Genomic DNA, 22825 nt, shown 5'->3' on the forward strand with positions numbered 1-22825 from the left:
TGCTCCGCCAGGAGGAAAGGCCTTGAAAGACCTACTGAATTTGCTGAAAAACCAGGGTCAAGTCGAAGAGTTCGACGCCATCCGTATCGGATTGGCTTCGCCTGAGATGATCCGTTCGTGGTCGTTCGGTGAAGTTAAAAAGCCGGAAACCATCAACTACCGTACGTTCAAGCCTGAGCGTGATGGCCTGTTCTGCGCCAAGATCTTTGGCCCAGTAAAGGATTACGAGTGCCTGTGCGGTAAGTACAAGCGCTTGAAGCATCGCGGCGTGATCTGCGAGAAGTGCGGCGTTGAGGTGGCCCTGGCCAAGGTTCGACGTGAGCGCATGGCGCACATCGAACTGGCTTCGCCGGTTGCCCACATCTGGTTCCTCAAGTCACTGCCGAGCCGTATCGGCTTGCTGATGGACATGACCCTGCGTGATATCGAACGCGTTCTCTATTTCGAGAGCTATGTCGTTATCGATCCGGGCATGACCACCCTTGAGAAAGGCCAGCTGCTGAACGATGAGCAGTACTTCGAAGCTCTCGAAGAGTTCGGTGACGACTTCGACGCCCGCATGGGTGCCGAGGCCGTTCGCGAGCTGCTGCACGCCATTGACCTGGAGTTCGAGATTGGCCGTCTGCGCGAAGAAATTCCGCAAACCAACTCGGAAACCAAGATCAAGAAGTTGTCCAAGCGTCTGAAGCTGATGGAAGCCTTCCTCGGCTCGGGCAACCTGCCTGAGTGGATGGTGTTGACCGTTCTGCCGGTTCTGCCGCCAGATCTGCGTCCGCTGGTTCCGCTCGACGGTGGCCGCTTCGCGACCTCGGATCTTAACGATCTGTATCGCCGCGTGATCAACCGTAACAACCGCCTGAAGCGCCTGCTCGATCTGTCCGCGCCGGACATCATCGTGCGCAACGAAAAGCGCATGCTCCAGGAGGCGGTCGACGCCCTGCTCGATAACGGTCGTCGCGGTCGTGCTATCACTGGCTCGAACAAGCGTCCGTTGAAATCCTTGGCTGACATGATCAAGGGTAAGCAAGGTCGCTTCCGGCAGAACCTGCTCGGTAAGCGCGTGGACTACTCCGGTCGTTCGGTAATTACCGTGGGCCCGACTCTGCGTCTGCATCAGTGCGGTCTGCCGAAGAAGATGGCGCTCGAGCTGTTCAAGCCGTTTATCTTCGGCAAGCTGGAAATGCGTGGTCTCGCGACCACCATCAAGGCCGCGAAGAAGATGGTCGAGCGCGAGTTGCCGGAAGTCTGGGACGTACTCGCTGAAGTGATTCGCGAGCACCCGGTACTGCTCAACCGTGCGCCGACCCTTCACCGCCTCGGCATTCAGGCGTTTGAGCCGGTTCTGATCGAAGGTAAAGCGATTCAGCTGCACCCGCTGGTCTGCGCCGCGTACAACGCCGACTTCGACGGTGACCAGATGGCCGTGCACGTACCGCTGACGCTGGAAGCCCAGCTGGAAGCGCGTGCGCTGATGATGTCGACCAACAACATCCTGTCGCCAGCCAACGGTGAGCCAATCATCGTGCCGTCGCAGGACGTGGTCTTGGGTCTGTATTACATGACCCGTGAAGCGATCAACGCCAAAGGTGAGGGTCGCGTATTCGCCGACCTGCAGGAAGTCGACCGAGTGTTCCGTGGTGGCGAAGCTTCGTTGCATGCCAAGGTCAAGGTGCGCATCAACGAAGTCATCAAGGATCGTGATGGCACCATCACCAAGAACACCCGTATCGTCGACACCACTGTCGGCCGTGCGCTGCTGTTCCAGATCGTTCCGGATGGCCTGTCCTACGACGTGGTCAACCAGTCGATGAAGAAGAAGGCGATCTCCAAGCTGATCAACCAGTGCTACCGCACAGTTGGCTTGAAAGACACCGTGATCTTCGCTGATCAGCTGATGTACACCGGTTTCGCCTATTCGACCATCTCCGGTGTATCGATCGGTGTGAACGACTTCGTCATCCCGGATGAGAAGGCGCAGATCATTGACGCCGCCACCGAGGAAGTCAAAGAGATCGAATCGCAGTACGCCTCCGGCCTGGTTACCCAGGGCGAGAAGTACAACAAGGTGATCGACCTCTGGTCCAAGGCCAACGACGAAGTGTCCAAGGCGATGATGGCCAACCTCTCGAAAGAGAAGGTCATCGACCGTCATGGTAATGAAGTCGAGCAGGAGTCCTTCAACTCCATGTACATGATGGCCGACTCCGGCGCGCGGGGTTCTGCTGCGCAGATCCGTCAGCTCGCCGGTATGCGCGGTCTGATGGCCAAGCCGGATGGCTCGATCATCGAAACGCCGATCACCGCGAACTTCCGCGAAGGTCTCAGCGTTCTGCAGTACTTCATCTCCACTCACGGTGCGCGTAAGGGTCTTGCGGATACCGCATTGAAGACGGCGAACTCCGGTTACCTGACCCGTCGTCTGGTCGACGTGGCCCAGGATCTCGTGGTTACCGCGATCGATTGTGGTACTGAGCATGGTTTGCTCATGACCCCGCACATCGAAGGCGGTGACGTGGTTGAGCCGTTGGGTGAGCGCGTACTGGGCCGAGTCATTGCCCATGACGTGTTCAAACCGGGCAGCGACGAGCTGCTGGTCCCTGGTGGCACTCTGGTCGACGAGGAGTGGGTCGAGTTCATCGAGCTGAACAGCATCGATGAAGTGATCGTGCGTTCGCCGATTACCTGTGAAACTCGCTACGGTATCTGCGCCAAGTGCTACGGTCGCGACCTGGCTCGTGGTCACCAGATCAACATCGGTGAAGCGGTCGGCGTTATCGCTGCGCAGTCGATCGGTGAGCCGGGTACCCAGCTGACCATGCGTACGTTCCACATTGGTGGTGCGGCCAGCCGGACTTCCGCTGCTGATAGCGTGCAAGTGAAGAACGGCGGCATGGTACGTCTGCACAACCTTAAGCACGTTGAGCGTCTGGACGGCAACCTGGTAGCCGTGTCGCGGTCCGGCGAGCTGGCGATTGCCGACGAGTTCGGTCGTGAGCGGGAGCGTTACAAGCTGCCTTACGGTGCAGTTATTTCGGTGAAGGAGGGTGACAAGGTCGCCGCTGGCGCCATCGTCGCCAAGTGGGATCCGCACACCCACCCGATCGTTACCGAAATGAAAGGTACCGTGACCTACGTCGGCATGGAGGAAGGCATCACCATCAAGCGCCAGACCGACGAATTGACCGGTCTGACCAACATCGAAGTGCTGGATCCGAAGGATCGCCCAGCCGCCGGCAAGGACATCCGTCCAGCCGTGAAGATGGTGGGTGTCGATGGCAAGGATCTGCTGCTGCCGGGTACCGACGTACCGGCTCAGTACTTCCTGCCGGCTAACGCCTTGGTGGGTGTAGCCAACGGTGTCCAGGTCGGTGTGGGTGATGTTATCGCCCGCATCCCCCAGGAAACCTCGAAGACCCGGGACATTACCGGTGGTCTGCCGCGCGTCGCCGACTTGTTCGAAGCGCGTCGTCCGAAAGAAGCTTCGATTCTGGCTGAGATCAGCGGCACCATCGCCTTCGGTAAAGAGACCAAGGGCAAGCGCCGTCTGGTCATTACGCCGAACGATGGCAGCGATCCGTACGAGGAGCTGATTCCGAAGTGGCGTCACCTCAACGTGTTCGAGGGTGAGCAGGTCAACAAGGGTGAAGTCATCTCCGACGGTCCGAGTGATCCGCACGACATCTTGCGTCTGCTGGGTGTCAGCGCCCTCGCCAAGTACATCGTCAACGAGATTCAGGACGTTTACCGCCTGCAGGGTGTGAAGATCAACGACAAGCACATCGAGACCATCCTGCGCCAGATGCTGCGCAAGGTCGAAGTGGCCGAGTCGGGTGATTCCACCTTCATCAAGGGTGATCAAATGGAGCTGACCGCGGTACTAGGTGAAAACGAGCGTCTGGCAGCAGGCGACAAGTTCATTGCCAAGTACAACCGCGTGCTGCTGGGTATCACCAAGGCTTCGTTGTCGACCGAATCGTTCATTTCGGCGGCATCGTTCCAGGAGACAACCCGTGTGCTCACCGAGGCGGCAGTTACCGGCAAGCGCGACTTCTTGCGCGGCCTGAAAGAGAACGTGGTCGTGGGTCGTCTGATCCCGGCCGGTACCGGTCTGGCCTATCATGCTGAGCGCAAGCGCAAGCGTGAAGCCGACAAGCCGGTACGTGTCAGCGCCAGTGAAGTGGAAGCCGCACTGACCGAAGCGCTGAACTCCAGCGGTAGTTGAGTGCATAGCCTCGTTGCTTCGGCAGCTGGGCTGTCGCTTGACGGGGCGCGCGAGTCTCATTAGACTCATGCACCCCTAAATTTGGCAGGGCACGTGCCCTGCCAAATTGCTTTTGTTGAAAATAAATAGCGTCGAAAGACAACAGTGGAGCTAGTAGATGGCAACTATCAACCAGCTGGTACGTCAGCCGCGTAAGCGTATCGTCGAGAAATCCGACGTGCCTGCGCTGCAGAATTGCCCGCAACGTCGTGGTGTATGCACTCGCGTGTATACCACTACGCCGAAAAAACCGAACTCGGCACTGCGTAAAGTCTGCCGTGTGCGTCTGACCAACGGTTTCGAGGTTTCCTCGTACATCGGCGGTGAAGGCCACAACCTGCAAGAGCACAGCGTGGTCCTGATCCGCGGCGGTCGTGTAAAAGACTTGCCGGGTGTTCGTTACCACACCGTACGCGGCTCCTTGGATACGTCCGGCGTCAAAGGCCGTAATCAGGGTCGTTCGAAATACGGTACCAAGCGTCCGAAGTAATCGGTGCTTGAGCTGAAATTGCAGTTTTCTATTTTTCTGAGTCGATAAGAGTAAGGTCGGGCGCCATCCTTGTGGGGCAGTCCCGAGCTAACCTGAAGACCGTTTGAGGGCTTATCAAATGCCAAGACGTCGTGTAGCAGCCAAGCGCGAAGTGCTTGATGATCCAAAATATGGTAGCCAAATCCTGGCTAAGTTCATGAACCACGTGATGGAAAGCGGCAAGAAAGCCGTTGCCGAGCGTATCGTTTATGGCGCCTTGGAAAAGGTTAAAGAGCGAAAGAACACCGATCCCCTGGAAATCTTCGAGAAAGCTCTCGACGCCATCGCTCCGCTGGTCGAAGTGAAGTCGCGCCGTGTAGGTGGTGCTACTTACCAGGTTCCGGTCGAGGTTCGTCCGTCCCGTCGTAATGCTCTTGCCATGCGCTGGTTGGTAGATTTTGCCCGCCGTCGTGGCGAGAAATCCATGGCTCTGCGCTTAGCTGGCGAGCTGATGGATGCTGCCGAAGGCAAGGGTGCTGCAGTTAAGAAGCGTGAAGACGTGCACCGTATGGCTGAAGCCAACAAGGCCTTCTCGCACTACCGCTTCTAATTTTTGCGCTTCTAAATTTGCGAGGGCTTTATGGCTCGTACTACACCGATTAGCCGCTACCGTAACATTGGTATCGTCGCGCACGTGGATGCTGGTAAAACCACCACCACCGAACGCGTCCTTTTTTATACTGGTAAAAGTCACAAGATGGGTGAGGTGCATGACGGCGCCGCGACCACAGACTGGATGGTGCAGGAGCAGGAGCGTGGTATTACCATTACTTCTGCTGCCATTACAGCCTTCTGGAAGGGTTCCGATAAGCAGCACCCGCACGATTACCGCTTCAATGTCATTGATACCCCTGGGCACGTTGACTTCACCATCGAAGTAGAGCGCTCGCTGCGCGTACTTGACGGTGCGGTCGTGGTGTTCTGTGGTACTTCCGGTGTTGAGCCGCAATCGGAAACCGTATGGCGTCAGGCCAACAAGTACGGCGTTCCGCGTCTTGTTTACGTAAACAAGATGGACCGAGCCGGTGCTAACTTCCTGCGCGTTATCGGTCAGATCAAGCTGCGTCTGGGTCACACTCCGGTGCCAATCCAGTTGGCAATCGGTTCCGAAGACAACTTCCAGGGTCAGATCGATCTGATCAACATGCAAGCTGTCTACTGGGATGATGCTGACAAGGGTATGACTCCTCGTCGCGAAGCTATTCCTGCTGACATGCAGGCGTTGGCTGACGAGTGGCGCGGCAACATGGTTGAGGCTGCGGCCGAGGCCAGCGACGAGCTGATGACCAAGTACCTCGAGGGTGAAGATCTCACCAACGAGGAAATCAAGGCTGCTCTGCGTCAGCGTACTATCGCCGGTGAGATCGTCTTGGCTGTTTGCGGTTCTTCCTTCAAGAACAAGGGTGTTCCCCTGGTTCTCGATGCCGTTATCGACTACCTGCCATCGCCTGACGACATTCCTGCCATCAAGGGTACTCACCCGGATGACGAGGAAATACAGTTGGAGCGTCATGCGAATGATGACGAGCCGTTCTCGGCACTGGCGTTCAAGATCGCTACCGACCCATTCGTGGGTACTTTGACCTTTGTTCGGGTTTACTCGGGCGTGTTGAACTCCGGCGACGGGGTCATCAACTCGGTAAAGGGCAAGAAAGAGCGCGTGGGTCGTATGGTGCAAATGCACGCAAACGCCCGTGAGGAAATCAAGGAAGTACGCGCTGGTGACATTGCGGCCTTGATCGGTATGAAGGACGTCACCACCGGTGAGACTTTGTGCAACGCTGACAAGCCGATCATCCTGGTTCGCATGGACTTCCCGGAGCCGGTTATTTCGGTTGCCGTGGAGCCTAAGACTAAGGATGACCAGGAGAAAATGGGCATCGCTCTGGGCAAGCTTGCTCAGGAAGACCCGTCTTTCCGTGTTAAGACCGATGAGGAGACTGGCCAGACCATCATCTCCGGTATGGGCGAGTTGCACCTGGATATCCTGGTCGACCGCATGCGCCGCGAGTTTAACGTCGAAGCCAACATTGGTAAGCCTCAGGTTTCCTATCGTGAGCGCATCACGAAGAGCTGTGAAATCGAAGGCAAGTTCGTTCGCCAGTCCGGCGGTCGTGGTCAGTTCGGCCACTGCTGGATTCGCTTCGCGCCTGCTGATGAGGGTCAGGAAGGCCTACAGTTCGTCAACGAAGTAGTAGGCGGTGTGATTCCGAAGGAATACATCCCGGCTATCCAGAAGGGCATCGAAGAGCAGATGAAGAACGGCGTTGTAGCCGGTTATCCGCTTATCGGCCTGAAGGCTACCGTGTTTGATGGTTCTTACCACGACGTCGACTCCAACGAGATGGCGTTTAAGGTGGCTGCTTCCATGGCGACCAAGCAGCTGGCTCAGAAGGGCGGTGGTGAGTTGCTTGAGCCAATCATGGCGGTAGAGGTTGTTACCCCTGAAGACTATATGGGCGACGTGATGGGCGACCTTAACCGCCGTCGCGGTATGATCTTGGGTATGGAAGACACGGTCTCCGGCAAAGTGATTCGCGCCGAAGTACCGCTGGGTGAGATGTTCGGTTATGCGACTGACGTTCGCTCCATGTCCCAGGGTCGTGCAAGCTACGCTATGGAATTCAAAAAATACAATACAGCTCCGTCGCACATCGTCGAATCTGTAACCAAAAAACAAGGCTGATTCAGCCCTTTAGGCAAGGAGTTAATTGTCGTGGCTAAAGAAAAATTTGAACGTAACAAACCGCACGTCAACGTTGGCACTATCGGTCACGTCGACCATGGTAAAACCACCCTGACTGCTGCGTTGACCAAGGTGTGTGCCGAAGCTTTCGGTGGCGCCATTCGCGATTTCGCGCAGATCGACAGCGCTCCGGAAGAAAAAGCTCGTGGTATCACGATCAATACTTCCCACGTTGAATACGATTCCAACATCCGTCACTACGCTCACGTAGATTGCCCGGGCCACGCTGACTATGTGAAGAACATGATCACCGGTGCTGCGCAGATGGATGGCGCTATCCTGGTTTGCTCCGCTGCTGACGGCCCGATGCCGCAGACTCGCGAGCACATCCTGCTGTCCCGTCAGGTAGGCGTTCCTTACATCGTGGTCTTCCTGAACAAGGCTGACATGGTGGATGACGCTGAGCTGCTGGAACTGGTTGAGATGGAAGTGCGTGACCTGTTGTCGATGTATGACTTCCCAGGCGACGACACTCCGATCGTGATCGGCTCGGCGTTGATGGCTCTGAATGGCCAGGACGACAACGAGATGGGCACCAGTGCCGTGCGCAAGCTGGTTGAGACTCTGGATACTTACATTCCGGATCCGGTGCGCGTTATCGACAAGCCGTTCCTGATGCCGGTTGAAGACGTGTTCTCGATCTCTGGTCGCGGTACCGTTGTGACTGGTCGTATCGAGCGCGGCATCGTCAAGATCCAGGAAGAAGTTGAGATTGTGGGCCTGCGTCCTACCATCAAGACCATCTGTACTGGTGTTGAGATGTTCCGCAAGCTGCTCGACGAAGGTCGCGCTGGTGAGAACTGCGGTATTTTGCTGCGCGGCACCAAGCGTGACGACGTCGAGCGTGGTCAGGTTCTGGCTAAGCCGGGTAGTGTCAAGCCGCACACCAAGTTCGAAGCAGAAGTCTACGTGCTGAGCAAGGAAGAAGGCGGTCGTCACACGCCGTTCTTCAAAGGCTACCGTCCGCAGTTCTACTTCCGCACTACCGACGTAACCGGTAACTGCGAGCTGCCGGAAGGCGTTGAAATGGTAATGCCGGGCGACAACGTGAAAATGGTTGTTACCCTGATCAAGTCGATCGCCATGGAAGACGGCCTGCGTTTCGCGATTCGCGAAGGCGGCCGTACCGTTGGTGCCGGCGTGGTTGCCAAGATCATCGAGTAATCGGTTGATCTGAAAAAGGCCCCCGCTTGCGGGGGCTTTTTTATTGGGTTGACACTCGTTGGGGCCGTCTATAGAATTGCGCCTCCTTTTAGCGGGTGTACTGCGCCCGCTGGGAATAGCAGCTTGGAATCTGAGGTCAAAATGCAAAACCAACAAATCCGTATTCGGTTGAAGGCTTTTGACCATCGCCTGATAGATCAATCAACCCAGGAAATCGTGGAAACCGCGAAACGTACTGGTGCTCAGGTGCGTGGTCCGATTCCTCTGCCTACCCGCAAAGAGCGGTTTACCGTTCTGACTTCACCGCACGTCAACAAAGACGCGCGTGATCAGTTCGAAATCCGCACTCATAAGCGCGTTCTGGATATTGTCCAGCCGACGGATAAAACCGTTGATGCGTTGATGAAGCTTGATCTTGCGGCTGGCGTGGAAGTGCAGATCAGCCTCGGCTAAAACCTTGGGGTTTTAGTCGTGTAACGCTCTGAAATGGGCGGCCATAGCGGGTGAAAGCCCCGTACACTCATGAGGTTACAACATGACTATTGGTGTAGTCGGTCGTAAGTGCGGTATGACTCGCATTTTCACCGAAGAAGGTGTCTCCATTCCGGTTACGGTCATTGAGATCGAGCCGAATCGCGTCACTCAGTTCAAAACTGAAGAGTCCGATGGCTATCGTGCAGTGCAAGTCACTGTCGGCGAGCGTCGTGCTTCCCGTGTCAGCAAGGCGCAAGCCGGTCATTTCGCCAAGGCGAATGTCGCGGCAGGTCGTGGTGTTTGGGAGTTCCGTCTTGAAGAAGGCGACTACCAGGCTGGCGATCTGATCAACGCTGAAATTTTCCAAGCTGGTCAACTGGTGGATGTCACCGGTCAGTCCAAGGGTAAAGGCTTTGCCGGTACCATCAAGCGTTGGAATTTCCGCGGCCAAGACAACACTCACGGTAACTCCGTGTCCCACCGTGTTCCGGGTTCCATTGGCCAGTGCCAGACTCCGGGTCGCGTCTTCAAGGGCAAGAAAATGTCCGGTCACATGGGTGCTGAGCGCGTGACTGTGCAGTCCCTGGAAGTAGTGCGCGTCGATGCTGAACGCAACCTGCTGTTGGTCAAGGGTGCCGTTCCTGGCGCTACTGGCGGCAACTTGGTTGTTCGTCCGGCAGCCAAGGCTCGCGGTTAAGGGGAAGCTGACATGCAATTAAATGTAAATGGCGCTCAAGCGATCGAAGTGTCCGAAGCGACATTCGGTGGCGATTACAACGAGACCCTGGTTCACCAAGCAGTCGTGGCCTACATGGCCGGCGGCCGTCAGGGCAGCAAGCAGCAGAAGACCCGTTCAGACGTTTCTGGTGGCGGTAAGCGCCCATGGCGTCAGAAGGGCACTGGTCGTGCTCGTGCTGGTACCACTCGTGGTCCGATCTGGCGTGGCGGTGGTGTGACTTTCGCGGCCCGTCCGCAGAATCACGATCAAAAGCTGAACAAGAAAATGTATCGCGCTGCATTGCGTTCGATTCTTGCTGAGCTGGTGCGCACCGATCGTCTGGTGGTGGTTGAGGACTTCAGCGTTGAAGCGCCGAAAACCAAAGACCTGCTGAACAAACTGAATGGCATGGGTCTGACCGACGTTCTGATCGTGTCCGATGCTATTGACGAAAATCTTTACCTGGCTGCTCGTAACTTGCCGCATGTTGAAGTCCGTGACGTGCAAGGTTCCGATCCGGTCAGTCTGATCGCGTACGAAAAGGTGCTGGTTACCGTTTCTGCCGTGAAGAAATTCGAGGAGCTGCTGGGATGAACCAGGAACGCGTATTTAAAGTGCTGCTTGGCCCGCACGTCTCCGAGAAGGCCACACTTCTGGCTGATAAGAAAAGCCAATTCGTTTTCAAGGTTGCAATCGATGCAACCAAGCTGGAAATCAAGAAGGCCGTCGAAAGCCTGTTCAGTGTGAATGTTGCCGCTGTTAATACCGTGAATGTTCTCGGTAAGACCAAGCGCACCGCTCGCGGCCTGGGCAAGCGTAACGACTGGAAGAAGGCAGTTATCTCCCTTCAGCCGGGTCAAGATCTCGATTTCGCCAGCAGTGCTGAGTAAGGGAGGGGTGCATCATGGCAATCGTTAAATGCAAACCGACTTCCCCGGGCCGCCGTTTTGTGGTCAAGGTGGTCAACCAGGAGCTGCATAAAGGCGCTCCTTACGCTCCGCTGCTCGAGAAGAAGTCGAAGACTGGCGGTCGTAACAACAATGGTCGTATCACCACCCGTCATATCGGTGGTGGCCACAAGCAGCATTACCGTCTGGTCGATTTCCGTCGCAACGACAAAGATGGCATTCCAGCCACTGTCGAGCGTATTGAATACGATCCTAACCGTACCGCACACATCGCTTTGCTGATGTATGCAGACGGCGAGCGTCGCTACATCATCGCCCCTAAAGGCGTGAGTGCTGGCGATCAGCTGGTAGCTGGCATCATGGCTCCGATCAAGCCGGGCAATAGTCTGCAACTGCGTAACATTCCAGTTGGTAGCACTATTCACGGTGTCGAATTGAAGCCGGGCAAAGGTGCTCAAATCGCTCGTTCCGCTGGTGCTTCGGCTCAGCTGATTGCGCGTGAAGGTGTCTACGTGACCCTGCGTCTGCGTTCCGGTGAAATGCGTAAAGTACTGGCTGAGTGCCGTGCGACCCTGGGCGAAGTCTCGAACTCCGAGCACAGCCTGCGTTCGCTGGGTAAAGCTGGTGCCAAACGCTGGCGTGGCGTTCGCCCAACCGTTCGTGGTGTTGCCATGAACCCGGTTGACCACCCACACGGTGGTGGTGAAGGTCGTACCTCTGGTGGTCGTCATCCGGTGTCTCCATGGGGCTTCCCGACTAAGGGCGCGAAGACTCGTGGTAACAAACGCACCGATAAAATGATCGTCCGTCGTCGCAAGTAAATAGAGGGATACGACAGTGCCACGTTCTCTGAAAAAAGGTCCTTTTATCGATCTTCACCTACTGAAGAAGATCGAAGTGGCGGTGGAAAAGAACGATCGCAAGCCGGTGAAAACCTGGTCGCGCCGTTCCATGATCCTGCCGCAAATGGTCGGTCTGACCATTGCTGTGCATAACGGTCGCCTGCATGTCCCGTTCTTGTGAACGAAGACATGGTCGGCCACAAACTCGGCGAGTTTGCTGGTACCCGCACTTATCGTGGGCACGTAGCAGACAAGAAAGCCAAGCGTTAAGGGGTTAGGAAATGGAAGTAGCCGCTAAGTTGTCGGGCGCTCGAATCTCCGCCCAGAAAGCCCGCTTGGTCGCCGACCAGATCCGCGGGAAGAAGGTGGGCGAAGCGCTCAATCTGTTGGCTTTTAGCAGTAAGAAAGCCGCTGATATCATCAAGAAAGTGCTGGAGTCGGCTGTGGCCAACGCCGAGCATAACGAAGGCGCAGATGTTGATGACCTCAAGGTCAGCACCGTTTTCGTCAACGAAGGGCGTTCGCTGAAGCGAATCATGCCGCGTGCCAAAGGCCGCGCTGATCGCATCGTCAAGCGGTCTTGCCATATCACTGTCAAGGTTGCGGACAAGTAACGGAGTCGATCAGATGGGTCAGAAAGTACATCCCATTGGCATTCGCCTGGGAATCGTCAAGGAGCACACCTCCGTCTGGTACGCAGACGGTCGGACTTATGCGGACTATTTGTTCGCTGATCTGAAGGTGCGCGAATACCTCCAAGACAAACTAAAAAGCGCGTCCGTAAGCCGTATCGATATCCATCGTCCGGCTCAGACTGCACGCATCACCATCCACACCGCCCGTCCCGGTATCGTGATTGGGAAGAAAGGTGAAGATGTTGAAAGGCTGCGTCAGGACCTGACCAAGCAAATGGGTGTGCCTGTGCACATCAATATCGAAGAAATCCGCAAGCCGGAGCTCGACGGTATGCTGGTTGCGCAGAGCGTAGCTCAGCAGCTGGAGCGTCGTGTGATGTTCCGTCGCGCTATGAAACGCGCTGTACAGAACGCCATGCGCATTGGTGCCAAGGGCATCAAAATCCAAGTGAGCGGTCGTCTCGGCGGTGCTGAAATTGCACGTACCGAATGGTATCGCGAAGGTCGTGTGCCGTTGCACACCCTGCGTGCCGATGTCGACTATGCCATGTACGAAGCACACACCACTTATGGTGTGATCGGTGTCAAGGTTTGGATCTTCAAGGGCGAAGTAATTGGTGGTCGCCAGGAAGAACTGAAACCGCAGGCACCTGCGCCTCGTAAAAAAGCTGCTAAGTAAGGGGTACGCCAAATGTTGCAACCAAAGCGTACGAAGTTCCGTAAGCAGATGACCGGCCACAACCGTGGCCTGGCTCAGCGCGGTAGCAAAGTCAGCTTCGGCGAATTCGCCTTGAAGTCTGTTGCCCGCGGTCGTCTCACCGCCCGTCAGATCGAGTCCGCTCGTCGTGCTCTGACTCGTCACGTTAAGCGTGGCGGGAAAATCTGGATTCGCGTGTTCCCTGACAAGCCTGTTACCAAGAAGCCTCTCGAAGTGCGGATGGGTAAAGGGAAGGGTAGCGTTGAGTATTGGGTAGCCCAGATTCAGCCAGGCAGAGTCCTGTATGAAATCGAAGGCGTTTCCGAAGAGTTGGCGCGTGAGGCTTTCGCCTTGGCGGCTGCAAAGCTGCCACTCGCCACCACTTTTGTTAAGCGGACGGTGATGTGATGAAGGCGAATGAACTTCGTGAAAAATCAGCACAGCAGCTGAACGAGCAATTGCTCGGCCTGCTGCGCGACCAGTTCAATCTGCGTATGCAGAAAGCAACTGGCCAGTTGGGGCAGTCTCACCTGCTCTCGCAAGTTAAGCGCGATATCGCTCGTGTGAAGACTGTGCTCAATCAGCAGGCAGGTAAGTGATCATGGCTGAAGCCGAAAAAACAGTCCGTACGCTGACCGGCCGTGTCGTCAGCGACAAGATGGACAAGACCATCACCGTATTGATCGAGCGTCGCGTTAAGCACCCGATCTACGGTAAATATGTCAAGCGTTCGACCAAGCTGCACGCGCACGACGAAAGCAACCAGTGCCACATCGGTGACAAGGTTTCCATCCGTGAAACCCGTCCCGTAGCCAAGACCAAATCTTGGGCGCTGGTTGAAGTTCTCGAACGCGCAGTGGAAGTCTAAGGACTAGGGGTCGGAGAAATATATGATTCAGACTCAATCCATGCTCGACGTCGCTGACAACAGTGGCGCTCGTCGCGTTATGTGCATCAAGGTGCTGGGCGGTTCGCATCGCCGTTACGCGGGCATCGGCGACATCATCAAGGTGACCGTCAAGGAAGCAATTCCGCGCGGTAAAGTGAAAAAGGGCCAAGTGATGACTGCTGTAGTAGTCCGCACTCGTCACGGCGTTCGTCGCCCTGATGGCTCGATCATTCGCTTCGATGGCAACGCTGCTGTTCTGCTGAACAACAAGCAAGAGCCGATCGGCACCCGTATTTTTGGGCCAGTGACTCGTGAACTTCGCTCTGAGAAGTTCATGAAGATCGTCTCGCTCGCCCCTGAAGTGCTCTAAGGAGATCCGACATGCAAAAGATTCGTCGTGACGACGAGATCATCGTGATCGCCGGTAAAGACAAAGGTAAGCGTGGCAAGGTGCTCAAGGTTCTCGCTGACGACCGTCTGGTCGTTGGTGGGTTGAACCTGGTGAAGCGCCATACCAAGCCGAACCCGATGTCGGGCGTTCAGGGCGGTATCATCGAGAAAGAAGCGCCTCTGCACGCTTCCAACGTGGCCATTTTCAACAGTGAAACCAACAAGGCTGACCGTGTTGGTTTCAAAGTTGAAGAAGGTAAAAAAATTCGTGTCTTCAAGTCGACCCAAAAAGCGGTTGATGCTTGAACACTGCTAGGTAGAAGACCATGGCACGACTAAAAGAGATTTACCGGAAAGAACTCGCGCCGAAGCTTAAGGAAGAACTTAAGCTTGCGAACGTGATGGAAGTTCCGCGCATCACCAAGATCACTCTGAACATGGGCTTGGGCGAGGCGATCGGTGACAAGAAAGTCATCGAGCACGCTGTAGCCGATCTGGAAAAGATTACCGGTCAGAAAGTCGTAGTGACTCATGCCCGTAAATCGATTGCAGGTTTCAAGCTGCGTGAAGATTGGCCGATTGGCGTCAAGGTAACCCTGCGCCGCGATCGCATGTACGAGTTCCTGGATCGTCTGCTGTCTATCTCCCTGCCTCGGGTTCGCGACTTTCGCGGTCTGAATGCCAAGTCCTTCGATGGTCGTGGCAACTACAGCATGGGTGTTAAAGAGCAGATCATCTTCCCGGAAATCGACTACGACAAGATCGATGCCCTGCGTGGTCTGGACATAACCCTGACTACCACTGCGCGTACGGATGATGAGGGTCGTGCTTTGCTGCGCGCCTTCAAATTCCCGTTCCGCAACTGATTGGAGTTGGACCATGGCTAAAATGAGCATGAAAAACCGTGAGCTGAAGCGTCAGCAAACGGTAGCCAAGTACGCGAAGAAGCGTGCTGCGCTGAAAGCTACCATCGCCGATCTGAACGCCAGTCCGGAAGCGCGTTGGGAAGCTCAGGTAGCCCTGCAGAAGCAGCCGCGTGATGCCAGCGCTTCGCGTCTGCGCAATCGCTGCCGCATTACCGGTCGTCCGCACGGCGTATATCGCAAGTTCGGTCTGTCGCGTATCAAGCTGCGTGAGGCTGCAATGCGTGGCGACGTACCGGGTCTGGTCAAGGCCAGCTGGTAAGTCCTCGTCGCACCCTGAGTCTGTCCGGTTGAGATACTTGGCGGATTCAGTCAGGCAAAATGAAACAAGCCCCTTTTGGGGCTTGATTCATTTTTGATCAGTCTCTAGAATGTTCGGCTCGCCTGAGCCAGGGCTTTTGATTTGCCCGGCGTTTTGGTGACTCTAGCCGTAAGGCTAATTCTTTTTGTATCAGGAGCGTCAAGCCCATGAGTATGCAGGACCCGTTAGCGGACATGCTAACTCGTATCCGTAATGCCCAGATGGCTGAAAAGTCCGTCGTAAGCATGCCGTCTTCCACGTTGAAGGTGGCTGTAGCCAAAGTTTTGAAAGACGAAGGTTATATTGCGGGATATCAGATCAGCGGTGAAGTTAAGCCGCAGCTGTCCATCGAGCTGAAATATTTCGAAGGCCGTTCGGTTATCGAAGAAGTGAAGCGCGTTAGCCGTCCAGGCCTTCGCCAGTACAAGTCCGTTGATGATCTGCCAAAAGTTCGTGGCGGTCTCGGCGTTTCCATCGTCTCCACCAATAAAGGTGTGATGACGGATCGCGCGGCGCGCGCTGCCGGTGTCGGCGGCGAAGTGCTTTGTACAGTGTTCTAGGGGGGGATAAGCATGTCACGCGTCGCTAAGAACCCCGTCACGTTGCCCGCTGGTGTAGAGATCAGTCTCGCCGGTCAGCAACTTTCGGTTAAGGGTGCCAAGGGTGCTCTAGAGCTGAATATTCATTCGTCCGTTGAAGTGGTCCAGGAATCCGGGGAGCTGCGTTTTGCTGCTCGCAACGGAGACCAGCAGACTCGCGCAATGGCCGGTACCACTCGTGCGTTGGTCAACAATATGGTGATCGGCGTAAGCACTGGCTTCGAGCGCAAGCTTCAGCTGGTAGGCGTTGGTTACAAGGCGCAAGCCAAAGGTCAGGTCTTGTCCCTGGCTCTAGGCTTCTCCCACCCGATCAACTACGAGCTGCCGGAAGGCGTTGTTGCTGAAACCCCTAGCCAGACCGAAATCCTGATTAAGGGTGTCGATAAACAACTGGTTGGTCAGGTTGCTGCGGAAATCCGTGATTTCCGTCGTCCTGAACCTTATAAGGGCAAAGGTGTTCGTTACGCTGACGAAGTCGTCCGTCGTAAAGAAGCCAAGAAGAAGTAGGGCCTAGCAAATGACCGACAAAAAAGTTACTCGACTGCGTCGCGCTCGCAAAGCACGCCTGAAAATGCACGAGCTCGAAGCCGTGCGTCTCTGCGTGTACCGCTCTTCGCAGCATATCTATGCCCAGGTCATTTCGGCCGACGGCAGCAAGGTTCTGGCCAGCGCCTCTACCTTGGACAAAGCACTGCGTGATGGCGCCACTGGCAACGTCGACGCAGCCAAGAAAGTTGGCGAGCTGGTTGCCGAGCGTGCGAAAGCCGCTGGTGTGACTCAGGTTGCATTCGACCGTTCTGGCTTCAAGTACCACGGCCGCGTCCAGGCGCTGGCTGATGCTGCTCGTGAAGGCGGGCTGGAGTTCTAAGTTATGTCAAATAACGACCAAAAGCGCGACGAAGGCTATATCGAGAAACTGGTACAGGTTAACCGCGTAGCCAAAACCGTAAAGGGTGGCCGTATCTTCACTTTCACTGCGTTGACCGTAGTAGGTGATGGTAAGGGTCGCGTCGGTTTCGGCCGCGGCAAATCCCGTGAAGTGCCAGCTGCTATTCAAAAAGCGATGGAAGCTGCTCGTCGCAACATGATCCAGGTGGACCTGAATGGCACCACTCTGCAGTACGCGATGAAGTCTGCCCATGGCGCCTCCAAGGTGTACATGCAGCCGGCTTCTGAAGGTACCGGCATCATCGCCGGCGGCGCCATGCGTGCCGTGCTGGAAGTGGCTGGTGTGCAGAACGTTCTGGCCAAGTGCTACGGCTCGACTAACCCCGTGAACGTGGTACATGCCACTTTCAAAGGTTTGAAAGCTATGCAGTCGCCTGACTCTGTTGCGGCCAAGCGTGGCAAGAGCGTCGAGGAGATTCTCTAATCATGGCTAATACCGTAAAAGTCACGCTGATCAAAAGCATGACCGGCCGTATCCCCAACCACAAACTCTGTGTGAAGGGGTTGGGTCTGCGTCGCATCGGTCACACCGTAGAAGTCCTGGATACTCCCGAGAATCGCGGGATGATCAACAAGGCTTACTACATGCTGCGAGTCGAGGGTTAATACATGTACCTGAACGATTTGAGTCCTGCGCCGGGTTCCCGTCGCGAGAAGCACCGTCCGGGCCGTGGTATCGGTAGTGGTTTGGGTAAGACCGGTGGCCGTGGCCACAAGGGTCAATCCTCCCGCTCCGGTGGCACCATTGCTCCGGGTTTTGAAGGCGGCCAGCAGCCTCTGCACCGTCGTTTGCCCAAGTTCGGTTTCGTTTCCCTGAAGGCTATGGATCGCGCAGAAGTGCGTACTTCCGAGCTGAACAAGGTCGAAGGCGGCGTTATTACTCTGCAAGCGCTGAAGGATGCCAACCTGATTAACCAACATGTACGGCGTGTGAAAGTCATGCTGTCCGGTGCGGTTACTCAAGCGGTTACCCTTAAAGGTATCGCTGCCACCAAAGGTGCGCGTGCGGCTATCGAAGCAGCTGGCGGTAAGTTCGAGGAATAAATGGCTAAGCAAGGTGCTCTCTCAGCGCTCAGCAATGGCGGGTTATCCGAGCTCTGGGCTCGTCTGCGCTTTCTGCTCATGGCGATTATCGTCTATCGCATTGGCGCACACATTCCAGTTCCAGGCATAAACCCGGACCGGTTGGCGGACCTGTTTCGGCAGAATGAGGGGACCATTCTTAGCTTGTTCAACATGTTTTCCGGTGGCGCGCTGGAGCGCATGAGCATTTTTGCATTGGGGATCATGCCGTACATTTCGGCATCGATCATCATGCAGCTCATGACTGCTGTTAGCCCGCAACTGGAGCAGTTGAAGAAGGAAGGTGAGGCTGGTCGTCGTAAGATCAGCCAATACACCCGCTACGGCACCCTCGTTCTGGCATTTGTTCAAGCTATCGGCATGTCCGTTGGTTTGGCTAGTCAGGGCATAGCGTTTTCGGTTGATTTCGGCTTCCACTTCGTTGCAGTCACCACCTTTGTGGCGGGTGCAATGTTCATGATGTGGCTAGGCGAGCAAATCACTGAGCGTGGTGTTGGCAACGGTATCTCGATGCTGATTTTTGCAGGCATCGTGGCCGGTCTGCCGTCGGCGATCGGGCAGTCTTTCGAGTCTGCTCGTCAGGGCGATATCAATATCTTCGCCCTGATTGCCATCGGTTTGCTGGCAGTAGCGATCATCGGTTTCGTGGTGTTCATTGAGCGTGGGCAGCGCCGCATTGCGGTGCACTACGCCAAGCGTCAGCAGGGCCGCAAGGTCTTTGCCGCGCAGACCAGCCACTTGCCTTTGAAGGTGAATATGGCGGGGGTTATCCCGGCTATTTTCGCCAGCAGCCTTCTGTTGTTCCCGGCCTCGCTGGGTGCCTGGTTTGGTCAGTCCGAAGGTATGGGCTGGCTGCAGGATATTTCACAGGCTATCGCTCCTGGTCAGCCGTTGAACATTTTGCTGTTTAGTGCAGGGATCGTTTTCTTCTGCTTCTTCTACACAGCGCTAATGTTCAATCCGAAAGACGTAGCGGAAAACCTGAAGAAGTCCGGTGCCTTTATTCCGGGTATCCGTCCGGGCGAGCAGTCGGCGCGCTATATCGATGGCGTATTGACTCGTTTGACCATGTTCGGTGCTCTGTACATGACGGCCGTTTGCTTGCTGCCCCAGTTTCTGGTGGTGGCGGCCAACGTACCGTTCTATCTTGGCGGGACCTCGTTGCTGATCGTGGTAGTGGTTGTGATGGACTTTATGTCGCAAGTACAATCGCACCTCGTTTCGCACCAGTACGAATCCCTGATGAAGAAAGCCAACCTGAAGGGCTACGGCAGCGGCATGATGCGCTGAAGTGTCCATAAGGTTCGAGGAGTTGGTGATGAAAGTTCGTGCATCAGTGAAAAAGCTGTGCCGCAACTGCAAGATTATTCGTCGTGAAGGTGTCGTTCGAGTTATTTGCAGCGCGGAACCGCGTCACAAGCAGCGCCAAGGCTGAGTGTGATTGAAATGTTACAAGCCCGGCAGCTAGTGCGCTGCCGGGTTGATTATTTGTCCTTACAGCGCTAATATCTCGCGCCTTATTTCTTGGCTTCCGGGGCGTAGGTAGCTGTCAATTGGAGTTCCACTGAATGGCCCGTATTGCAGGCGTAAACATTCCGGATAACAAGCACGCTGTTATCTCGTTGACCTACATCTTTGGTGTTGGTCGCACTACCGCACAGAAAATCTGTGCGGCTGCTGGTGTTAATCCGGCAGTAAAGATCAAAGATCTCTCTGACGAGCAGATCGAGCAGCTGCGTGGCGAAGTAGCCAAGGTGAATACCGAAGGCGACCTGCGTCGTGAAGTGAACATGAAAATCAAGCGCTTGATGGACCTGGGTTGCTACCGCGGCCTGCGTCATCGTCGTGGTCTGCCGGTTCGCGGTCAGCGTACCAAGACCAACGCGCGTACCCGTAAGGGCCCGCGTAAGCCGATCCGCAAGTAATCGCATTCGCGCATCGACAGGAATCTAGTCATGGCAAAACCTGCTGCTCGTACTCGTAAGAAAGTCAAAAAGACGGTGGTTGATGGCATCGCCCACATCCACGCTTCCTTCAACAACACAATCGTGACCATTACTGACCGTCAGGGTAACGCCCTGTCCTGGGCTACCTCCGGTGGTTCGGGTTTCCGCGGCTCGCGTAAAAGCACCCCGTTCGCTGCCCAGGTGGCTGCTGAACGTGCTGGTCAAGCTGCGCTGGAATTCGGCCTGAAGAACCTCGACGTCAACGTCAAGGGTCCCGGTCCGGGTCGTGAGTCCGCTGTCCGTGCTTTGAACGGCTGCGGTTACAAGATCGCCAGCATCACCGATGTGACACCCATCCCGCACAACGGATGCCGTCCTTCGAAGAAGCGTCGCGTGTAATCAGGAGACAGTGAGAAATGGCTCGTTACATTGGTCCCAAATGCAAACTGTCTCGTCGTGAAGGCACTGATCTTTTCCTGAAAAGTGGCGTCCGCGCCCTGGAATCGAAGTGCAACATCGAAGCAGCCCCAGGTATTCACGGTCAGCGCCGTAGCCGTCAGTCCGACTACGGCACCCAGCTGCGTGAAAAGCAAAAAGTTCGTCGTATCTACGGTGTGCTTGAGCGTCAATTCAGCGGTTATTACAAAGAAGCAGCCGGCAAGAAAGGCGCTACTGGTGAGAACCTGCTGCAACTGCTCGAGTGCCGTCTGGATAACGTGGTTTATCGTATGGGCTATGGTGCTACCCGCGCCGAATCCCGTCAGCTGGTTTCGCACAAAGCGATCAGCGTAAACGGTAAGACTGTAAACGTGCCGTCCTACCAGGTTAAAGCTGGCGACGTCGTTGCAGTTCGCGAGAAGTCGAAGAATCAGCTGCGTATTGTTCAGGCTCTTGAACTGTGTGCCCAGCGTGGCCGCGTTGAATGGGTAGAAGTAGACATTGAGAAGAAGTCCGGCCTGTTCAAAGCCGTACCGGTTCGCAGTGATCTCTCCGCTGACATCAACGAAAGCCTGATTGTCGAGCTCTACTCCAAGTAAGGGCTAGAAAATAGGTGCATCCATGCAGATTTCGGTAAATGAGTTCCTGACCCCCCGCCATATCGATGTGCAGGTGGTCAGTCCGACCCGCGCCAAGATCACACTCGAGCCTCTCGAGCGTGGCTTTGGACACACCTTGGGCAACGCGCTGCGTCGCATCCTGTTGTCCTCCATGCCTGGCTGTGCAGTAGTCGAGGCCGAGATTGACGGTGTACTCCATGAGTACAGCGCCATTGAAGGTATTCAGGAAGATGTCATTGAAATCCTGCTTAACCTGAAAGGTCTGGCTATCAAGTTGCACGGTCGCGACGAAGTGACGCTGACTCTGGCGAAGAAGGGCTCGGGTGTAGTCACCGCTGCCGATATTCAGCTGGATCATGATGTCGAAATCGTCAATGGCGACCACGTGATCGCTAACATGGCTTCCACTGGCGCGCTGAACATGAGGCTCACCGTAGCTCGTGGTCGCGGCTATGAGCCGGCTGACGCTCGTCAGAGCGATGAAGATGAAAGCCGCAGCATTGGTCGCTTGCAGCTGGATGCTTCGTTTAGCCCGGTACGCCGTGTGTCGTACGTGGTAGAGAACGCTCGTGTTGAGCAGCGTACTAACCTGGACAAGTTGGTTATTGACCTGGAGACCAACGGTACTCTGGATCCTGAAGAGGCTATCCGCCGTGCCGCAACCATTCTGCAACAGCAGTTGGCTGCGTTCGTCGACCTCAAGGGTGACAGTGAGCCTGTGGTTATCGAACAGGAAGACGAGATTGATCCGATCCTGTTGCGTCCGGTTGATGACCTGGAACTGACCGTACGTTCGGCAAACTGCCTCAAGGCAGAGAACATTTACTACATCGGCGATCTGATTCAGCGCACCGAAGTGGAATTGTTGAAAACGCCGAACCTGGGCAAGAAATCCCTGACTGAAATCAAGGATGTTCTGGCTTCACGCGGTCTGTCCCTCGGTATGCGCCTCGACAATTGGCCGCCGGCAAGTCTGAAGAAAGACGATAAGGCGACTGCCTGAACGTCATCATCACCGAACGTCAGTTTGGTAAGGAATTGAACCATGCGTCATCGTAAAAGTGGCCGTCACCTTAGCCGCACAAGCGCACACCGTAAGGCTATGTTCCAGAACATGGCGGTGTCGCTGTTCGAGCACGAGCTGATCAAAACTACTCTGCCGAAAGCCAAAGAGCTGCGTCGCGTTGCCGAGCCGCTGATTACTCTGGCTAAAGAAGACAGCGTTGCTAACCGTCGTCTGGCCTTCGACCGTACCCGTTCGAAAGCCATTGTCGGTAAGTTGTTCAACGACCTGGGCAAGCGTTACGCCACCCGTCAGGGCGGTTATCTGCGTATCCTCAAGTGCGGTTTTCGCACTGGTGACAACGCTCCGATGGCTTATGTTGAGCTGGTCGACCGTCCGGTCGGCGGCGCAGTAGAAGCTGCCGAGTAAGTTGTAGGTTGTAGAAAAAACCGGGCCTTGGCCCGGTTTTTTTGTTTTTGCTGGGGATAGTTTTCCGCACGCCATGTTTGATCTTATGGGCGACCGCCTGCTCGGGTAAGGTTTGGCCGTCTTCGAATCTGCCGATTACGGCCCCATAAGAACAATTGCCCAGCATGTCTGAGCCTACCGCTCTAAGCCTGATCCCGCCTGCTGTCGTCTTGACCCTGGCTCTCTCCTACGTCGCCTTATTCTGGGTGCCGTTTCCGGTCTGTTACTGCTGTCGTCTACGCT

Annotated in this window: 32 protein-coding genes and 1 pseudogene; all 33 read left to right on the plus strand. The window is 55.6% G+C overall.

All coding sequences use genetic code 11. From position 1 onward, the window contains the following. Positions 1–22 precede the first annotated feature (22 nt). Positions 23–4222, plus strand: a complete 4200-nt coding sequence (gene rpoC, locus B2D37_RS20995; RefSeq protein WP_079204516.1) for a DNA-directed RNA polymerase subunit beta' — start codon at positions 23–25, stop codon at positions 4220–4222. A gap of 157 nt (positions 4223–4379) precedes the next feature. After that, on the plus strand, positions 4380–4751 hold the full coding sequence (rpsL, locus tag B2D37_RS21000; protein ID WP_003186084.1) for a 30S ribosomal protein S12: 372 nt from the start codon (positions 4380–4382) through the stop codon (positions 4749–4751). Between the two features lie 118 nt (positions 4752–4869). Then, on the plus strand, positions 4870–5340 hold the full coding sequence (gene rpsG / locus B2D37_RS21005; RefSeq protein WP_079204517.1) for a 30S ribosomal protein S7: 471 nt from the start codon (positions 4870–4872) through the stop codon (positions 5338–5340). 30 nt (positions 5341–5370) lie between these two features. Then, complete coding sequence (gene fusA / locus B2D37_RS21010) at positions 5371–7476, plus strand: elongation factor G (protein ID WP_079204518.1); 2106 nt, start codon at positions 5371–5373, stop codon at positions 7474–7476. Positions 7477–7506: 30 nt separating this feature from the next. Then, complete coding sequence (gene tuf, locus B2D37_RS21015) at positions 7507–8700, plus strand: elongation factor Tu (protein ID WP_079204519.1); 1194 nt, start codon at positions 7507–7509, stop codon at positions 8698–8700. Between the two features lie 141 nt (positions 8701–8841). Further along, positions 8842–9153, plus strand: coding sequence for a 30S ribosomal protein S10 (gene rpsJ, locus B2D37_RS21020; protein WP_010486970.1), 312 nt, complete (start codon positions 8842–8844; stop codon positions 9151–9153). 82 nt (positions 9154–9235) lie between these two features. After that, positions 9236–9871: a 50S ribosomal protein L3 gene (rplC, locus tag B2D37_RS21025; RefSeq protein WP_079204520.1), complete on the plus strand. Its 636-nt coding sequence runs from the start codon at positions 9236–9238 to the stop codon at positions 9869–9871. A gap of 12 nt (positions 9872–9883) precedes the next feature. Then, positions 9884–10486 (plus strand): 50S ribosomal protein L4, encoded by a 603-nt coding sequence (gene rplD, locus B2D37_RS21030; protein ID WP_079204521.1) that lies wholly within the window; start codon positions 9884–9886, stop codon positions 10484–10486. Further along, positions 10483–10782 carry a 50S ribosomal protein L23 gene (gene rplW / locus B2D37_RS21035; RefSeq protein WP_079204522.1) on the plus strand — a complete coding sequence of 100 codons (300 nt, stop codon included), beginning with the start codon at positions 10483–10485 and terminating at the stop codon, positions 10780–10782. The genes rplD and rplW overlap by 4 nt, the downstream gene beginning before the upstream one ends. A 14-nt stretch (positions 10783–10796) precedes the next feature. Further along, positions 10797–11621: a 50S ribosomal protein L2 gene (rplB, locus tag B2D37_RS21040; RefSeq protein WP_079204523.1), complete on the plus strand. Its 825-nt coding sequence runs from the start codon at positions 10797–10799 to the stop codon at positions 11619–11621. A 16-nt stretch (positions 11622–11637) separates the two neighbouring features. Further along, a pseudogene (gene rpsS / locus B2D37_RS21045) lies at positions 11638–11912 on the plus strand (30S ribosomal protein S19). Positions 11913–11923: 11 nt separating this feature from the next. Further along, the gene (gene rplV, locus B2D37_RS21050) at positions 11924–12256 is read left to right on the plus strand and encodes a 50S ribosomal protein L22 (protein ID WP_079204524.1); all 333 of its coding nucleotides are present in this window, start codon (positions 11924–11926) and stop codon (positions 12254–12256) included. A 13-nt stretch (positions 12257–12269) separates the two neighbouring features. After that, positions 12270–12956, plus strand: a complete 687-nt coding sequence (rpsC, locus tag B2D37_RS21055; RefSeq protein ID WP_079204525.1) for a 30S ribosomal protein S3 — start codon at positions 12270–12272, stop codon at positions 12954–12956. Positions 12957–12968: 12 nt separating this feature from the next. Continuing rightward, on the plus strand, positions 12969–13382 hold the full coding sequence (gene rplP / locus B2D37_RS21060; protein WP_079204526.1) for a 50S ribosomal protein L16: 414 nt from the start codon (positions 12969–12971) through the stop codon (positions 13380–13382). Then, positions 13382–13573, plus strand: coding sequence for a 50S ribosomal protein L29 (gene rpmC, locus B2D37_RS21065; RefSeq protein WP_002555481.1), 192 nt, complete (start codon positions 13382–13384; stop codon positions 13571–13573). Before rplP ends, rpmC begins: the two co-directional genes overlap by 1 nt. 2 nt (positions 13574–13575) lie before the next feature. Continuing rightward, on the plus strand, positions 13576–13842 hold the full coding sequence (gene rpsQ / locus B2D37_RS21070) for a 30S ribosomal protein S17 (RefSeq protein ID WP_025167719.1): 267 nt from the start codon (positions 13576–13578) through the stop codon (positions 13840–13842). Between the two features lie 22 nt (positions 13843–13864). Then, on the plus strand, positions 13865–14233 hold the full coding sequence (rplN, locus tag B2D37_RS21075) for a 50S ribosomal protein L14 (protein ID WP_003289207.1): 369 nt from the start codon (positions 13865–13867) through the stop codon (positions 14231–14233). Between the two features lie 11 nt (positions 14234–14244). Further along, positions 14245–14559 carry a 50S ribosomal protein L24 gene (rplX, locus tag B2D37_RS21080; RefSeq protein WP_079204527.1) on the plus strand — a complete coding sequence of 105 codons (315 nt, stop codon included), beginning with the start codon at positions 14245–14247 and terminating at the stop codon, positions 14557–14559. 20 nt (positions 14560–14579) lie between these two features. Next, positions 14580–15119: a 50S ribosomal protein L5 gene (gene rplE / locus B2D37_RS21085; protein ID WP_079204528.1), complete on the plus strand. Its 540-nt coding sequence runs from the start codon at positions 14580–14582 to the stop codon at positions 15117–15119. A gap of 13 nt (positions 15120–15132) precedes the next feature. Next, a complete protein-coding gene (gene rpsN, locus B2D37_RS21090; RefSeq protein ID WP_079204529.1) occupies positions 15133–15438 on the plus strand; it encodes a 30S ribosomal protein S14 in 306 nt (101 codons plus the stop codon). Positions 15439–15644: 206 nt separating this feature from the next. Continuing rightward, positions 15645–16037 carry a 30S ribosomal protein S8 gene (gene rpsH / locus B2D37_RS21095; RefSeq protein WP_079204530.1) on the plus strand — a complete coding sequence of 131 codons (393 nt, stop codon included), beginning with the start codon at positions 15645–15647 and terminating at the stop codon, positions 16035–16037. 12 nt (positions 16038–16049) lie between these two features. Further along, on the plus strand, positions 16050–16583 hold the full coding sequence (gene rplF / locus B2D37_RS21100) for a 50S ribosomal protein L6 (protein WP_079204531.1): 534 nt from the start codon (positions 16050–16052) through the stop codon (positions 16581–16583). A 10-nt stretch (positions 16584–16593) separates the two neighbouring features. Beyond that, entirely contained in the window at positions 16594–16944 is a 351-nt protein-coding gene (gene rplR / locus B2D37_RS21105; RefSeq protein ID WP_079204532.1) for a 50S ribosomal protein L18, read from the plus strand. Positions 16945–16947: 3 nt separating this feature from the next. Beyond that, a complete protein-coding gene (gene rpsE, locus B2D37_RS21110) occupies positions 16948–17448 on the plus strand; it encodes a 30S ribosomal protein S5 (RefSeq protein ID WP_079204533.1) in 501 nt (166 codons plus the stop codon). 2 nt (positions 17449–17450) lie between these two features. Beyond that, a complete protein-coding gene (rpmD, locus tag B2D37_RS21115; RefSeq protein ID WP_079204534.1) occupies positions 17451–17630 on the plus strand; it encodes a 50S ribosomal protein L30 in 180 nt (59 codons plus the stop codon). A gap of 3 nt (positions 17631–17633) precedes the next feature. Beyond that, on the plus strand, positions 17634–18068 hold the full coding sequence (gene rplO / locus B2D37_RS21120) for a 50S ribosomal protein L15 (RefSeq protein WP_079204535.1): 435 nt from the start codon (positions 17634–17636) through the stop codon (positions 18066–18068). Next, entirely contained in the window at positions 18069–19397 is a 1329-nt protein-coding gene (secY, locus tag B2D37_RS21125; RefSeq protein WP_079204536.1) for a preprotein translocase subunit SecY, read from the plus strand. Positions 19398–19425: 28 nt separating this feature from the next. Beyond that, positions 19426–19542 carry a 50S ribosomal protein L36 gene (gene rpmJ, locus B2D37_RS21130; protein ID WP_002555468.1) on the plus strand — a complete coding sequence of 39 codons (117 nt, stop codon included), beginning with the start codon at positions 19426–19428 and terminating at the stop codon, positions 19540–19542. A 133-nt stretch (positions 19543–19675) separates the two neighbouring features. Beyond that, entirely contained in the window at positions 19676–20032 is a 357-nt protein-coding gene (rpsM, locus tag B2D37_RS21135) for a 30S ribosomal protein S13 (protein ID WP_079204537.1), read from the plus strand. 30 nt (positions 20033–20062) lie between these two features. Further along, positions 20063–20452 (plus strand): 30S ribosomal protein S11, encoded by a 390-nt coding sequence (gene rpsK, locus B2D37_RS21140; RefSeq protein WP_079204538.1) that lies wholly within the window; start codon positions 20063–20065, stop codon positions 20450–20452. 17 nt (positions 20453–20469) lie between these two features. Next, positions 20470–21090: a 30S ribosomal protein S4 gene (rpsD, locus tag B2D37_RS21145; RefSeq protein ID WP_079204539.1), complete on the plus strand. Its 621-nt coding sequence runs from the start codon at positions 20470–20472 to the stop codon at positions 21088–21090. Positions 21091–21112: 22 nt separating this feature from the next. Then, on the plus strand, positions 21113–22114 hold the full coding sequence (rpoA, locus tag B2D37_RS21150; protein WP_079204540.1) for a DNA-directed RNA polymerase subunit alpha: 1002 nt from the start codon (positions 21113–21115) through the stop codon (positions 22112–22114). A gap of 42 nt (positions 22115–22156) precedes the next feature. Next, the gene (rplQ, locus tag B2D37_RS21155) at positions 22157–22543 is read left to right on the plus strand and encodes a 50S ribosomal protein L17 (protein ID WP_025167705.1); all 387 of its coding nucleotides are present in this window, start codon (positions 22157–22159) and stop codon (positions 22541–22543) included. Positions 22544–22825: the final 282 nt, after the last annotated feature.

The organism is Pseudomonas sp. CC6-YY-74 (assembly GCF_002025205.1).
GTDB classification, from domain to species: Bacteria; Pseudomonadota; Gammaproteobacteria; order Pseudomonadales; family Pseudomonadaceae; genus Aquipseudomonas; species Aquipseudomonas paeninsulae.

Excerpts from the sequence above, each read along its gene's own strand:
- rpsL (WP_003186084.1), top strand. The coding sequence starts at position 4,380 with ATGGCAACTATCAACCAGCTGGTACGTCAGCCGCGTAAGCGTATCGTC.
- rpsG (WP_079204517.1), top strand. The coding sequence starts at position 4,870 with ATGCCAAGACGTCGTGTAGCAGCCAAGCGCGAAGTGCTTGATGATCCA.
- fusA (WP_079204518.1), top strand. The coding sequence starts at position 5,371 with ATGGCTCGTACTACACCGATTAGCCGCTACCGTAACATTGGTATCGTC.
- rpsJ (WP_010486970.1), top strand. The coding sequence starts at position 8,842 with ATGCAAAACCAACAAATCCGTATTCGGTTGAAGGCTTTTGACCATCGC.
- rplC (WP_079204520.1), top strand. The coding sequence starts at position 9,236 with ATGACTATTGGTGTAGTCGGTCGTAAGTGCGGTATGACTCGCATTTTC.
- rplD (WP_079204521.1), top strand. The coding sequence starts at position 9,884 with ATGCAATTAAATGTAAATGGCGCTCAAGCGATCGAAGTGTCCGAAGCG.
- rplW (WP_079204522.1), top strand. The coding sequence starts at position 10,483 with ATGAACCAGGAACGCGTATTTAAAGTGCTGCTTGGCCCGCACGTCTCC.
- rplB (WP_079204523.1), top strand. The coding sequence starts at position 10,797 with ATGGCAATCGTTAAATGCAAACCGACTTCCCCGGGCCGCCGTTTTGTG.
- rplV (WP_079204524.1), top strand. The coding sequence starts at position 11,924 with ATGGAAGTAGCCGCTAAGTTGTCGGGCGCTCGAATCTCCGCCCAGAAA.
- rpsC (WP_079204525.1), top strand. The coding sequence starts at position 12,270 with ATGGGTCAGAAAGTACATCCCATTGGCATTCGCCTGGGAATCGTCAAG.
- rplP (WP_079204526.1), top strand. The coding sequence starts at position 12,969 with ATGTTGCAACCAAAGCGTACGAAGTTCCGTAAGCAGATGACCGGCCAC.
- rpmC (WP_002555481.1), top strand. The coding sequence starts at position 13,382 with ATGAAGGCGAATGAACTTCGTGAAAAATCAGCACAGCAGCTGAACGAG.
- rpsQ (WP_025167719.1), top strand. The coding sequence starts at position 13,576 with ATGGCTGAAGCCGAAAAAACAGTCCGTACGCTGACCGGCCGTGTCGTC.
- rplN (WP_003289207.1), top strand. The coding sequence starts at position 13,865 with ATGATTCAGACTCAATCCATGCTCGACGTCGCTGACAACAGTGGCGCT.
- rplX (WP_079204527.1), top strand. The coding sequence starts at position 14,245 with ATGCAAAAGATTCGTCGTGACGACGAGATCATCGTGATCGCCGGTAAA.
- rplE (WP_079204528.1), top strand. The coding sequence starts at position 14,580 with ATGGCACGACTAAAAGAGATTTACCGGAAAGAACTCGCGCCGAAGCTT.
- rpsN (WP_079204529.1), top strand. The coding sequence starts at position 15,133 with ATGGCTAAAATGAGCATGAAAAACCGTGAGCTGAAGCGTCAGCAAACG.
- rpsH (WP_079204530.1), top strand. The coding sequence starts at position 15,645 with ATGAGTATGCAGGACCCGTTAGCGGACATGCTAACTCGTATCCGTAAT.
- rplF (WP_079204531.1), top strand. The coding sequence starts at position 16,050 with ATGTCACGCGTCGCTAAGAACCCCGTCACGTTGCCCGCTGGTGTAGAG.
- rplR (WP_079204532.1), top strand. The coding sequence starts at position 16,594 with ATGACCGACAAAAAAGTTACTCGACTGCGTCGCGCTCGCAAAGCACGC.
- rpsE (WP_079204533.1), top strand. The coding sequence starts at position 16,948 with ATGTCAAATAACGACCAAAAGCGCGACGAAGGCTATATCGAGAAACTG.
- rpmD (WP_079204534.1), top strand. The coding sequence starts at position 17,451 with ATGGCTAATACCGTAAAAGTCACGCTGATCAAAAGCATGACCGGCCGT.
- rplO (WP_079204535.1), top strand. The coding sequence starts at position 17,634 with ATGTACCTGAACGATTTGAGTCCTGCGCCGGGTTCCCGTCGCGAGAAG.
- secY (WP_079204536.1), top strand. The coding sequence starts at position 18,069 with ATGGCTAAGCAAGGTGCTCTCTCAGCGCTCAGCAATGGCGGGTTATCC.
- rpmJ (WP_002555468.1), top strand. The coding sequence starts at position 19,426 with ATGAAAGTTCGTGCATCAGTGAAAAAGCTGTGCCGCAACTGCAAGATT.
- rpsM (WP_079204537.1), top strand. The coding sequence starts at position 19,676 with ATGGCCCGTATTGCAGGCGTAAACATTCCGGATAACAAGCACGCTGTT.
- rpsK (WP_079204538.1), top strand. The coding sequence starts at position 20,063 with ATGGCAAAACCTGCTGCTCGTACTCGTAAGAAAGTCAAAAAGACGGTG.
- rpsD (WP_079204539.1), top strand. The coding sequence starts at position 20,470 with ATGGCTCGTTACATTGGTCCCAAATGCAAACTGTCTCGTCGTGAAGGC.
- rpoA (WP_079204540.1), top strand. The coding sequence starts at position 21,113 with ATGCAGATTTCGGTAAATGAGTTCCTGACCCCCCGCCATATCGATGTG.
- rplQ (WP_025167705.1), top strand. The coding sequence starts at position 22,157 with ATGCGTCATCGTAAAAGTGGCCGTCACCTTAGCCGCACAAGCGCACAC.